The organism is Maribellus comscasis (assembly GCF_009762775.1).
Classification (GTDB): Bacteria; Bacteroidota; Bacteroidia; order Bacteroidales; family Prolixibacteraceae; genus Draconibacterium; species Draconibacterium comscasis.
Map to the genome: position 1 here is coordinate 2,488,482 of NZ_CP046401.1, position 13,713 is coordinate 2,502,194.

A 13,713-nucleotide genomic window follows, 5' to 3' on the forward strand; every position below is an offset into this window, starting at 1 on the left:
AGTTTTTTATCTCTCAAAATGGTTCCCTTTGAAAGCAGCTTCTACCTCACTAAGTTTATCTATAGATTTCCCTGGATCCCTCTCCTGATTCATCCAGCGAGCTAACTCAGTTGAGAGACTTTTTCTAACTTTTTTGTATTCTTTGTAATTTATGAGATTATTCAATTCGTATTGATCTTGATCTATTATGTATAGCTCTTCTTCAGGCCTTTTCATATATCGGGAAATTAACCAATAAGTTTGCTCTTTTTTATATGCATCCCACATCCAGGAAGCCCAATAGGTACTTACAGGCCCTTGACCACTCATTATATGTCTCTCTGTAAAAATTCTTTCCGGAGTAAGATTATTTATATAATGGTATTTTCCGTCAGTTATGGAGCGTATCGGGTAAGATGTTCCTTCCGGTATGTTATTATGCATGAAATATGCATATTTTCTGTGATGATTTGATTCACCCAATAAGACAGGGAGAAAACTAGAACCGCTAAATATATATTCCTGAGAATTACCACCTACAACATCAATTAACGTGGGTAATACATCAGCATATTGTATTAAAGCATTAGTACGAACTCCAGGCTCAACATTTCCTGGCCAACGTACAATAAACCCTGTGTGTACACCTGTGTTCCAGTTTGTGTATTTGTTCCCGGGAAATTGAGAACCTTGCTCAGATGTAAAGATTACAATAGTATTCGAAGATTTTCCCAAATCTTCAAACAAATCTAACGTTTTACCTACTTGCTTATCCATTACTTCAATTTCAGCGAGATAATTAATAAAATCCTCTCGCATACTTTTTGTTTTTGTTGTAAGACGGCCATCTGGAACACCTTTTACATCTGGGAAATTTGGCGGAAGGTCCAAGTTTTTCGGAGTAAAATGAGAGGGGGTACCTACAGTCCAGGGTATATGAGGCACTACCAAACCAACGATTAAACAAAAAGGATCTTCACTTTTATTAATAAAGTTTCTCATTCCTGTTTCATCAAAATCTGCTATTTTCGCAACACAGTCACGTTCAAGCCCTTCAACTTTTTCAAACGGAAAAACCGATTGAGGTTCCGCATGTATCTTCCCGGCAATGCCTACTCTATAACCAAAATCTTTTAAGTAATGGACAATACTTTTTGTTCCGGTACGAGCTGGAACATAATTCCAGCATACTCCGTTTTGAACTGGATATAATCCAGTGTAGAGTTCTGCCCTGCAGGGGGCACACATCGACATCGACAAAAACGCTTTATTAAAGGTCATCCCTTCACTGGCAAGTTTGTCTAAACTTGGTGTCTTCACATTTTTCCCGCCATAAAGAGGTAAGTCATTATATGTACAATCATCTCCAACTATGATTAATATATTAGGTTTGTGCTCTTGCCTAATTGCATTAGATTCTTTAGTAAAAACTAAGCTAAATAAAAATGTAAAGAGAATTATAGTTATTTTTTTCATAATTATGATTATGAAATCTCCATGTTCAAAACATGGAGATTTATTTAGGATATTGTATTTGAATATTATAAATAATCTGGATTTTGTTCCAGTTTGGGATTTGCATCAATTGCCTCTTTAGGTATTGGGAATACGGTTCTGTAATCACCTTGAGGCTGATGAGAAAGCCAACTCTTCTCCGTAAAAATTCCAAATCGAATCATATCTCTTCTTCGAAATCCTTCCCATACAAATTCCCAACCAAGTTCATCAAACATTCTTCCATATTCGACTGGATCCTGATTTCCAGGATCAACAATTTCATAGTTTTCTACATAACCATAATTGTAGACAGAATTTTGCATAAGGTCATTTCCAGTAACAACTGCATCATTAGGCTCATCAAATGAACGTTGTCTTACCATTGTAACCAATTCTGCGGCTTCATCCGTATTATTTGTTCTTAACAGTGCTTCTGCCTTCATCATCAGTACCTGCGCATAACGGAAAAATGGGAAATCATTATTTGCATCAGCCAAAGCACTTTCTTCTATTTTAAATTTATACATTCGATAACCTTCAGCAATGGAAACGTATAAACCATTTTCCATTTCTTTTTTAATAACCAGATGTTTCCCTGCATAATCAAAAGCCCCCATTACAGGTTCACCATCTGGAGTATACATTGGCCCCCACATGAAAGAATCACTTAACCTCTTATCTTTCTCATCAAATGTATTTACGAATTGTGGTATTCCTCTGGGACCACCAGTTCCCCATCCTCCTACACTTGTCTTAAACACCTCATTTATCGTTGAAAAATAAAATTGCTGCCATTTAAAACCAGTAGCATTTGTTTCATCAAATGGAACAGCAAAAATTATTTCTGGAGAATCTGAGTTTACGTTAAAAATATCCTTGAAATTGTCGTCCAAACTGTACATATTTGAAGCAATTATATCGTTTGTTTGTTCAATTACTTTTGTCCATTCTGCATTTCCTGTATATGTTTCAGCATTTAGATAAACATTTGCAAGTAACGCTTTGGCAGCCCATTTGTTGAATCGTCCGTAAGTACTTGAATCATTATTTTCATTAAGAAATGGAAGTGATTCTATGATCTCTGTTACAATAAACTGATATATCTCTGACCGATCTGTTTTTTCAGGTAGTTCTTTACCTGTTGTTTTTAGGAGCGGCACATCACCATATGTATCCAAAAGAAGCCAATAATAAAAAGCCCTTGCAACTCTCATTTCAGCCAATATTTCATCAGTATTTGATGATGCAAAAAGGTCTTGTTCTATCTTTTCAATCAGGTCATTTGCAAGTATAACACCTTTATATAATGCAGACCAAACTTCTATTATTTGATTTTGTTCTGTTCCCCAAGAGTGCAAATCAATCCTTCTAAACACTCCTCCATCATACCATCCTCCAGCTAAATTAGCTGGAACCGCAATATCATCAGCCGACCACTGAAGCATCATATAGCTACTATTGGGATGACAAATTAATCTCCATCGAAACGGTAAATAAACTGCCATACTCATTTCTGTAATATCCATACTTTTATAATCCAGATTTTCTTCTGTTACCGCAGAATAAACATTCTCGTCTAGAGAAATATCACATCCTTGATTTAATACCATTGTAACCAACAAAGCATATATTAATTTAATTGAAGCTTTCATAATTCTTAAATTAAAAATTAAAATTCTAGTGAAAGACCTAAAGTGTAAGTTCGTGTAGCTGGATATCTGTTATAAGGATCAGTGCCTGGATCAAGACCTTTAATACTTACTTCTGGATCAATTCCTTTATACCCAGTAATTGTATAAACATTGTTCACCGAAACAAATAAATTTCCCCGCTTTAGAAATATCTTAGCATTATTTATATTAAAATTATAGTTGAGAGTTACATTGCTAATTTTCCAGTAATCGCCGTTTTCAATATAATAACTGTTATATTCCATGCTTTGCTCAGCATTTAAAGGTCTTTTCCCAAAAATGTTGTCAAATGCTTGCGTTAGCACATTTCCCCTCGCCAATGCAACGGGAGGTTCTAAAAAAATTCTTCTATTATTAAGGATTTGAAAATCAAATGCCCCATACATTTGTACATCTAAACTTAAATTTCTGTAGCCCAAAGAATTATTCCAACTTAGATTATGTTTTGGAATTCCATTCCCCAAAATTTGTCGATCCTCGGGTTGTTCATCAATAACTGACTTAGGATTCCCGTCAGATCCTTCAATAATCCAATAGCCATCTTCATCAATATCTATTGCCTTATATCCAAAGAAATTACCTATCGGTTCACCTATTTCTACCTTATGTGAAGGCAAAATAACAGGAGATTTAACGTTCCCTGCATAAAAATAACCGGCAGCTATTTGAAAATTTTCACTTGATAGGGATTTAACTTCATTGCGGTTGGTTGAATAACTTATAGATGAGCTCCAATTAAAACCTCCTGAATTAAATAATACCATATTTAACTGCAGTTCAAGACCTAAATTTTCCATTTTTACTGCATTGGCGATAGTTGAATCATACAGGTATGGCGGATTTGGAACTGTATAATCCCATAGCATATTATTAGTACTTTGTTTATATATATCTATTGTTCCTGAGAGTCGGTCACTAAAAAAACCAAAATCCAATCCGATATTAAGCTCTTCCTTAGTTTCCCATTTTAATCCCGGATTTGGATTACTTGTTGGCATTATAACAGATATCCATTCTCCATTTACCAATGCTTTATTTCCAAAGCCATAAGTTGAAAGTGACAAATATGAATCTGTAGGTATATTCCCTGTTACACCATAACCAGCCCGGAGTTTAAGTTGACTAAAAAAGGAAACGCTATTAAGAAATGGTTCATTATATATATTCCAACCAAGCGACATACTTGGAAAATTTCCCCATTTATTATCTTTCCCAAATTTCGATGAACCTTCATGACGTATACTAGCCATTAACAGATATTTATTTTTATAGTTATAATTTATTCTGGCAAAAAAACCAATCAATTTACTTTCCCTTTTATAAGAAGACATGGTAGCGTTCCCTTCGGTAAGAGCAGAACCATTTCCTATAGAATTGTACAATAATTTATCGGTTGAAAAATTATAATTATTCATTTGAAATTGTTCAAATAGTGTTCTATTCCAACTGAATCCTCCTAAAAATTTAAAATCATGTTTGTTTAGAAATTTCTTAGAGTATTCGGTAGAAATTTCCGTCACATCTTCTTGAAGATTTGATGTGCTGCGAGAAGCAATTCCACTTTTCCCATTTATTAATGAAATAGGATGATCTTCTTTTAAATAAGTTCCCCCAATATTTTGGTTGCTAGTCCTTGAGCCCACTAATTCGATGAATAGATTCTTAATTGGATTATATGAAGCAGAACCCTGGATTTTTAATCTGTTACTTTTAACCTCACCTTCGGCTTCTTCTAATAAGGCAACCGGATTTTGATACATGTCCTGCTGTACCGCAAAATTCTCATAAAACTCCCCGTCTTCCTTTTTAACAGGTGCTGTTGGATTAAAAACAAAAGAATGTGCATAAGCATTTTCCTGATATAATAATGGATAGTATTGTTGTAAATTACCATTTAAAATACCTTTGATTTTTAATTTGTCATTAAATAATTTCTGATTCACTTCAATACGAGGTTGAATGATATTTATGTTGGATCTTTTTATTAATCCATTTTCTTCATTGAAACGAAAACTCAACAAATAGTTTGCTTTTTCCCATCCTCCCCTTAAACTTACGTCATGGGATTGCGAAATTGGTGTTTGTGTTATTTCTTTTAGCCAGTCGGTTTCATATCCAACATCCCAGGCAACAGTTTCACCAATTAGTTCTCTATATTGGGATGCGTTCATTACATCAACTTTATTAGTAATTTCCTGAGTTGTTATATAACTTTTTATATTAACAGATGTAGCATTATAAATTCCACTTTTTGTCGTAATATTAATTACACCATTACTACCCCTAGTACCATATATTGCAGCTGCTGATGCATCCTTTAAAACACTTATGGATTCAATTTGGTCAGGTGAAACATCTCTTAATCCACCAGGAATACCGTCAATAAGAATTAAAGGATCTGAAGTTCCCATTAAAGTAATTTTTCCTCTCAAACTTATTTCTGATGTATTTAAAGGATTACCACTTGTTGTATTTATTATAACACCGGGTACTTTACCTTTAAATAATTGAGCTGCATCATTAATTGCTCCTCCTACAAATTCGTCTTCTCTAATGGAAGATACTGAACTGGTCACATTTTCAACATTTATAGTACCATACCCAATCGCAACGACTTCTTCAATGCCAATAGCCTCTTCAGCCATAGTTACATTTATGCTTATTTTGCCATCAACTGGAATTTCCTGTGTTTTCATCCCAACAAACGAAAACTGCAGTGTAGCGTTTTCAGGGACATCTGTCAACGAATATTCCCCTTCAGCATTTGTTATGGTTCCCTGAGTTGTTCCTTTTATTACTACTGTTACACCGGGAAGAGGAATGACAGAGGAGTCAGTCACCTTCCCTGAAACTGTTTTTTGTTGTTGAGAAGAGGTAAATAAATCCCTCGATGAAATAAGTCTTTCTCTTCCTTCCGAAAACAGGACATACGTTTTTTCAAAAGAACGGTACTTAATATCAGTACCTTTAAAAAGCACATCTAAAACTTCTTCAATGCTTTTCGCTTGGCAATCTACACTCGTTTTCTGTTCTACATTAATGTTTTTGCTATTATACAAGAACCTATTGCTACTTTGATCCTCAATCAATTTCAGTATCTCTTTCAAAGGTTCATTCTCCGCTTTCAGGTTAATAAGCCCGCTGTTCTGAGAAAAAACAGCGGCAGAAACCTGAAAAAACATCGCAAACAGAAAAAAAGTCATTACTTTCATAATCCTTAAAACTTTTTTCATGCAGGGATTTCGCCTGCAAGTGTAAAGGCTTAGTTTTTTTTTCATACTTTTACAGTGTTAATTAATAAAATTAATATTATCACCTTGAGGTGATTATGAAGGAAAGTGGTCGGACACTTTCCTTCTTTATTTTGAAATTATTTTCACTCTGGAACCATTTATTTCATAATTAAAATTTGAAGTTAATTTCATCATATTAAGCATTTCACGTAAGCTTTCAGTTTTAATGGTCATTGTAAACCTGTCTTCGTCGTTGATTTTCGGATCTAATTCGATTGAAACTCCAAACCATCGCTCGATTTGTGGCACCAAATCTCTGAATGAAATTTCAGAAAAAACGATTTCATTATTTTTCCATAGGGAGTATAATTCAGGTGAAACATTTTCCACGTGAACTTCGCCTTTATATGTGTACCTGGCTTGTTGTCCCGGAGTTAATACAGCCAACCGGTTAGAATTTTCTCCCAATATGCTCACTTTTCCTTCTTCAAGGGTTGTTTCCACAATGAGATCATCGGCATAACATCTGAGATTAAATCGGGTTCCTGTTACTTTAACCTTCATCCCGGAAGGTGTCTCAACCCAAAATGGTTTACCAGCATCTTTTTTAATATCAAAAAATGCTTCACCTTCTACAGCAACATTTCTGGGATTGGTTACATTATAAGTCAAAACTGTTTCCGAATTCAGCCAAACATTGCTGCCATCAGCAAGTTGTATCTTTGACTTTTCTCCTGCCGGCGCTTCAAAGTGAACAATAATTGGTTTATTCCCGTTAAAAATGTGTTCATTTGTCCAGATACTTCCAAAACCAAATGCTATAAGTATAATAACAGAGGCTGCAACCTTTAATATCAGGTTAGAACTTATTATTCTTGATTTGCCTTTATACTTTTGTAAATTACTATACAGCTTACTCCACGCATCATCAATATCGATTTCAGAATAGAATTGTTTTAGATTACTTGAAAGGAATACCTTATGAATTTTACGGAATTCTTTACGGTTTTCCTCAGAAGCAGAAACCCAATTAATAATTTCTTCGTTTTCTTCTTCCGATGTCTCTTTTTCAAAAAAACGATAAAGTAGCGTATCCTCATTAAATTTAGCCATCTGTTCCTTCTTATTAAATGCTAACACAGGTAAGTTTGAATTTACCCTTACAAACGGATTTACTTTTTTTGAATTGGCTTATAAGGATGCCAAAGTATTCTTTATTGAATCCCGATTAACACGTACCTATAGCTATTACAGTAGGAGGGTAATAATCATAAAAACAAGATAGTCGCTTAATTCTTTTCGTAATATTACCAAGGCACGGCTCATTTGTGTCTCAACTGTTTTTACAGATATTTGAAGTTTCTCCGCTATTTCACCATATTTTAAACCGTCCCAACGACTCAGACAGAATATCTCTCTACATCTCTGCGGCAAGGATTCTATCACTTCATCAACTTTTGCTTGAAGTTCGGAATACATTACCGATTCAAAAGTCTGATAGTCTTTCTTTTGATTTTTATATACGTCATAAATAACCTTATAATACTTATCCTCCACCTTTTGATGTTCTAAAAAATTATAACAAAGATTTTGTACTGACTTAAAGAGATAAGGACGGATATCGTCATCTAGGTTTAATTTTTCTCTTTTCTTCCATACATTGAGGAAAGCCTCCTGCACTATTTCTTCCGATTCAGCAGTATCGCCAATAAACTTATTTGCAAAACCACATAACCTGACATAGTACCTTCTGAATATTAATTCAAAGGTTTGTTCTTCACTGGTTTTTGTGTTTTTAATCAGTTTCATTGGTAACATTGCGACAATATAATTGACGCATTTTAACATACAAATTTGTCTATTTTTTTTGTTTAACGCTCAAATTAATTTGAAAAATGAATCATTAATGAGTAGTTAAAACTCTCCCGGTTTCAATAATTTACTGATTAAAACAACATATTCAGGTACCAAATATACCTCTCAACGTTCTAATTTAAATTTTAAAATGAATAATGTAAACGGTATTGCAAACAGTTGAGAAAACATTGCATCGTTGTCTTTAGCTCATGCATGAATATTTTAGTTATTAATTGATTTAACAAAACATGTACTATTACTATTTTGGCTGCAATTTGAATAATCCCGGTTCACTGCCTGAAATTAATCCAAAAAAATACTCTTTTTGCAGGAAATTATTTACTTTTGAAAATCAAAATGAATCAAAAGAGTTCAAATAAGAAATGGTATAAAATAACATTTTGAGAACAAATGATTGGTATAAAATTTTGATTTTCAGCATAATGCAATATTAAAATATTTCGGCTACCTGGGGAGCCAGTACAAAAAGACAGAAACTGTCAAATGATGAAAAACCGTGTAAGTCAGATACTTGCACGGTTTTTTATTTTTCCCTGAATGCCATAAAAAGACCCAAAAATGCCACTTTTAGGCCCGTTTTGGTTACAATTTAGTTACAGAAGAAATTTTAAAGTTTCCTGTAACCATTTTTCGAAAGTCTTCATAAGTCTCTGGATTGTCGCTTTTTGACCATTTACAAGAGAAGATTGAATACAACTATCAACGAATAAAGGACGAAGTGGCTCAGATTATTGTGGATAAACTGGCTAGAATTAAGAGTGAAACCTAAACTGAAAGCATCACGATTCAATGTCATTCTTTACTCAGGTAATTCCTTTTTGTCTGATAAAGCAATAAATAGGCGCGTTTTGTCTTGTCGTTTAAAAAAGAACGATGTGTTAACTCTTCAACCATCGGTTGTCTTTGCAGGTAAGAAGCAAGGATTTTATCCCTCCGTTTCTCGTTTATTTCGAATCTTCTTGCCAGCTCCTGAAAATCGTGCAGTCCGGGATGACTGCTTTTTTTCATCTCCTCCGATTTAAAGCCATCGCTGAATAATCCTTCATCCAATGCAAAATCTGAATCATCTACGTGGATTCTTGTATTAAACAAGTCATAGGCCGGACTTAGCACATAATCTCCGTTTGGTGTTTCAATCAGTGAAAAGTTTTTCAGGTGTGCATCCCCGTTTGAAAGCAGGAAATTGAAAACAATCAACGAATACAATTTTTCGATTTCCACCCTCCAGGCGGGAGCATATTTCTTTAGTAATTCACCCATAGCTTCATAGCTATAATCGTATTTGAAGTTGTGTCCTGCATTTTCTTCTGTTTTTCCGGCGAGTGTCGCAAAGTCTTCCTTTCCCCATTTTGAGCCATTTCCTTTTACATCGAACCGTTTGGTGATGTATGCAGGTTCTCCGTTGCTGAAAAAAGTCAGTGCATTTTCGGCGGTTTGTAAACCATATACCTGCCGGGCAATCTGCATGGTCAGATGTTCGTTTGCCGGAACCTGGTCAACACTTTTTACATCCCTGGGGATAGGCTTTAATATGTAAGTTCCCTGTTCTCCTTCTTCGGTCAGGCGTAATTTATTTTTGTCAAGCAGAAGCGATAACTTCTCCTGTACGCCGGATATTGAAATCCGTTTCCGGTTTTCTATAAATTTTTCAGCATCCTCCTCATTGCTTTGCGGAGGAGCATACGGCAAAATGTGGCTCACTTTTCTTCCTTCAAAGACCCGTCTTAAACAAGCTGTACAGTAAGTGTCAAATCCTTCCGCTAATGTCCCCGGACAGTATTTTATTTCTGGTAAGCTCATTCTTTGATTTCTAAAATGGTTATTGCTCCAATGGTATCCGTTTTAGCTGTGGCCAGTAACAAACCAAAATAGTCTTTTTCATCAATCTTTAAATGGCGGGTTTGTAACTGCCTGTTCACGCCTTCAGAAAGCATATTAAAGAAGAACGAGAACAAATATTCTGATTTATAAACTTGTTGACTTTTGGGCATGGTAAGGCTAATCGGCGGAAGCTCTCCGTTGGCAAACCAGTTGTCATCATATCGGAATTCATAATTGCTGGTTGAAAATTGGGTAAGTACCCCAACCAGCTCTCCATTTCTATATACATTCGCTTTTCGCATCGGCTACAGTTTTGGTTGTTTTACTTCCAGTTTTAATTCCATCCCCAGGATATCCGCAATTTTATTCAATATCTCAACCGTTGGATTCGCCTGTCCCCGTTCAACTTTATACAATGTATTTATGCTGATTTCTGCCATTTCAGCAAGGTCGGGCTGAGTAATCCGAAGTATCTTTCTTCTTTCCTTTATCTGCACTCCTATTTCTGAGACTGTCATTATAATGTGATTTTGAGATAAAATTAATTGCTTTGGCAGATAAAAACAAGTAAAATCATACTATGCTGTGATATTTTGTAAAAAATCAAAATTGCTGTTGATTTAGTGTTCCTGAATCATATTATACTGTGATTTTTATATATCAGGTTATTTCTAATATTGTAGTATGAGATTTTCGGGCGCAACCAAATATTTGGAAATAACATCATATATTTTAAATCAATTACTATGAAAACTATCAGAATTTTATCTGTATTTATCCTGTCATTTGTTTTATTCTCATGTAAAAAAAGTGAGTTGGATATTGAAAATCCAGATGTGAGGTTGTTTGTTGAACAATTAAAAAATGGCACATATAATCAATTTGAACGAAATGAAAATGGTGAAAAAGTAGGTGCAATAATGCCTGCTTTCAACTTAAAACAGGTATCACAACTAATTGATTATGCAGCTGACACTTCTTTTATTCCCGATTTAAGCTGTGTTCCAATCAATCCAATATCTTCTCGCTTGATGTGGCCAATAAACAGGCCAGGGAAGGTATTTTTAGGAGAATATTTGTTATGGTGTGCCCAATATGCAATAGATGGTCATTTCCCGTCCTTAGACCCATTTCTGGTTAATATAAATGAAGAAGAAACAGGAAAAGGAATAACAGCCAAAGAAGTATTACTTGTCAGAGATTATTATGAAAATTGGTGGAATCTTTATAATGAAAATGTTTTAGAAGCCCCTCGCCCATTAGCAGAGACACCATATACCTGGTTTTAAATCTAACTATAACGCCACACCCATCCTATCAACGCCAAACGCTGCCACCTGCCGCTGATTCAATAAAAACACTGATACATTAGCTTTTAAATCAATAAAAGAAATGTATCATGGAACAAGAAATCAATGAACAGGATGTATTACTGGTCAAAGAAAAAAAAGAGAGTAAATAAAAAACTGTTAAAGGTTTTGATGAAAACGGTAAACTGCAAACCGAACTTCCTAACCAGGCCAACGCTGCCAGTTTTTTAAAAATCGACAGGTTCGGTGACCCCCTGGGGAACCAGTACAAAAAGACAAAAGTTGTCAAACAATAAAACCATGTAAGTCAGATACTTGCACGGTTTTTTATTTTTTGGTGAATGCCATAAAAAGACCCCAAAATGCCACTTTTAGGCCCGTTTTACTTACAGAAAATTTAATAGGACAGTAGTGATAAAAATGATAATTTCATGGCCTGTCTTTTTTTGAAGTTCTTTGATTTTGTTTAGTTATTGATTTAATTTAAACTTAAAAACACCACATTCAAAACAAAGAAAATCAGTTCTTATTGATTAAAATTAATGATATCATCAATTTAGGGTTATCAAAAAAGCAATTCAAATGATTTTAAAAATAGTTTTACCATGAGAAAATCAGCGTTCGTAGCATTAATCGCTATTTCTATTTTATCAAACAGTTGCCAGGTAAATCAACCTGAAAAACCAGTCACCAATACAATAAAGTTTACAGGAATTGAATTTGAAATGCCGGAAATCAACAAGCCCATAATTCCTGAAAATGAAGTAACCATTGTTGATTTTGGCGCCAAAAGTGGCGGACAGTTTTTAAATTCAGAAGCGTTTGAAAAAGCGATAGCTGCCGTGAGCGAAAAGGGCGGCGGGAAAGTTATCATTCCTGCCGGGATTTGGCTCACCGGTCCGATTATTTTGAAAAGCAATCTTGAACTCCATGCGGAAGCGGGTGCTTTAATCATTTTTTCAACCAATAAAGATTTGTACCCGGTAATTGAAACCAATTTTGAAGGACTGAATACATTTCGTTGCATGTCGCCAATTTATGGAAAGAATCTGGAGAATATCTCGTTTACAGGATCAGGCGTTTGGGATGGTTCGGGCGATGCCTGGCGCTACGTTAAAAAAAGTAACCTCACCGAAAGTCAGTGGGAAAAGCTGGTTGCTTCCGGCGGAATTGTAAACAAAAGAGGAGACGGTTGGTATCCTTCGGAACAATTCAGAAAAGGAATGCTGGGAAGCGGCGACCAGAATGTCCGTGACGATTTAAAAACAAAAGAAGATTTTGAGCAAATTCGCGATTATTTACGCCCGGTTATGGTGAGCATTCAAAACAGCAAACGGGTAATGCTGGATGGACCGGTTTTTCAGAATTCACCCGCGTGGTGTTTACACCCCTTAATGGTTGAAGATTTAATCGTAAAAAATGTAACGGTACGAAATCCCTGGTATTCGCAAAATGGCGATGGGATTGACATTGAGTCGTGCAAAAATGTTGTGGTTGAAAACTGCAATTTTGATGTTGGTGACGATGCCATTTGTATAAAATCGGGTAAAAACAAAGAAGGCAGAGACCGCGGCATTCCATGTGAAAATCTGGTGATAAAAAATAATGTTGTTTATCATGGGCACGGCGGAGTTACGGTAGGCAGTGAAATGTCGGGCGGAGTAAAAAACATGCATGTTTCAAACTGTACATTTATGGGAACCGACGTGGGGTTGCGTTTTAAAAGTACCCGCGGAAGAGGAGGTGTTGTTGAAAACATTTTTATTTCGGACGTGCGAATGACCAGCATTCCAACTTTTGCCATTTCTTTTAATTTATATTACGGAGGGAAATCGGTTTCAGAAATGATGGAAGCAGGAGGCCTGGAGAGTTCAGAGGAAATGATGCCGGTTACAGAAGAAACGCCACAATTCAAAAACATCTCAATTTCAGACATTACTTTAAAAGGTGCTATGCAGGCGGTACTATTGCAGGGATTGCCCGAAATGAACATTGAAAATGTGGAACTAAAAAATTTGTTGCTGGAAGCCGACAAAGGTTTTTTGGTTGTTGACGCTGATAATGTTACCATCAAAAATGTGGAACTTAAAACAGAGGCGAACCAGGCTTTTCAGATTTTCAACAGTAAAAATGTTAGTTTGAGTGGAATCGATTTTGATTTCAATGCTGAAAACAACATTGTTGTGAACGGTAAAAAATCGGATAACATTAAACTTGTTTCAAAATCAGGCCAAAACCTTGAAGACTTCACCCAAACCGAAAATGAAGTAAAAGAAAATGCGGTAACTTTCAAATAGCTTTGAA

The 13,713-nt window shown here is 35.3% G+C and carries 10 protein-coding genes; 2 read left to right on the plus strand and 8 right to left on the minus strand.

Annotation, left to right across the window (positions count from 1 at the left end):
• Window positions 1-6: 6 nt before the first annotated feature.
• The 8 genes from GM418_RS09920 to GM418_RS09955 form a co-directional block, all read right to left on the minus strand.
• Window positions 7-1,455 (minus strand): sulfatase family protein, encoded by a 1,449-nt coding sequence (locus GM418_RS09920; RefSeq protein ID WP_158865607.1) that lies wholly within the window; start codon window positions 1,453-1,455, stop codon window positions 7-9.
• 65 nt (window positions 1,456-1,520) lie between these two features.
• Entirely contained in the window at window positions 1,521-3,128 is a 1,608-nt protein-coding gene (locus GM418_RS09925) for a RagB/SusD family nutrient uptake outer membrane protein (protein ID WP_158865609.1), read from the minus strand.
• Window positions 3,129-3,145: 17 nt separating this feature from the next.
• Complete coding sequence (locus tag GM418_RS09930) at window positions 3,146-6,445, minus strand: SusC/RagA family TonB-linked outer membrane protein (protein WP_158865611.1); 3,300 nt, start codon at window positions 6,443-6,445, stop codon at window positions 3,146-3,148.
• 81 nt (window positions 6,446-6,526) lie between these two features.
• Window positions 6,527-7,513, minus strand: a complete 987-nt coding sequence (locus GM418_RS09935) for a FecR family protein (RefSeq protein WP_158865613.1) — start codon at window positions 7,511-7,513, stop codon at window positions 6,527-6,529.
• Window positions 7,514-7,648: 135 nt separating this feature from the next.
• Window positions 7,649-8,209, minus strand: coding sequence for an RNA polymerase sigma-70 factor (locus GM418_RS09940; RefSeq protein ID WP_158865615.1), 561 nt, complete (start codon window positions 8,207-8,209; stop codon window positions 7,649-7,651).
• Between the two features lie 861 nt (window positions 8,210-9,070).
• A complete protein-coding gene (locus GM418_RS09945; RefSeq protein ID WP_158865616.1) occupies window positions 9,071-10,078 on the minus strand; it encodes a type II toxin-antitoxin system HipA family toxin in 1,008 nt (335 codons plus the stop codon).
• Entirely contained in the window at window positions 10,075-10,401 is a 327-nt protein-coding gene (locus GM418_RS09950; protein ID WP_158865618.1) for a HipA N-terminal domain-containing protein, read from the minus strand. The genes GM418_RS09945 and GM418_RS09950 overlap by 4 nt, the downstream gene beginning before the upstream one ends.
• A gap of 3 nt (window positions 10,402-10,404) precedes the next feature.
• Entirely contained in the window at window positions 10,405-10,617 is a 213-nt protein-coding gene (locus tag GM418_RS09955; protein WP_158865620.1) for a helix-turn-helix domain-containing protein, read from the minus strand.
• Window positions 10,618-10,845: 228 nt separating this feature from the next.
• On the opposite strand from GM418_RS09955, the gene GM418_RS09960 reads away from it, so the two are divergent.
• Both GM418_RS09960 and GM418_RS09965 read left to right on the plus strand, forming a co-directional pair.
• The gene (locus GM418_RS09960; RefSeq protein ID WP_158865622.1) at window positions 10,846-11,388 is read left to right on the plus strand and encodes a DUF4943 family protein; all 543 of its coding nucleotides are present in this window, start codon (window positions 10,846-10,848) and stop codon (window positions 11,386-11,388) included.
• 626 nt (window positions 11,389-12,014) lie between these two features.
• On the plus strand, window positions 12,015-13,706 hold the full coding sequence (locus GM418_RS09965; RefSeq protein ID WP_158865624.1) for a glycoside hydrolase family 28 protein: 1,692 nt from the start codon (window positions 12,015-12,017) through the stop codon (window positions 13,704-13,706).
• The last annotated feature ends 7 nt before the right edge of the window (window positions 13,707-13,713 follow it).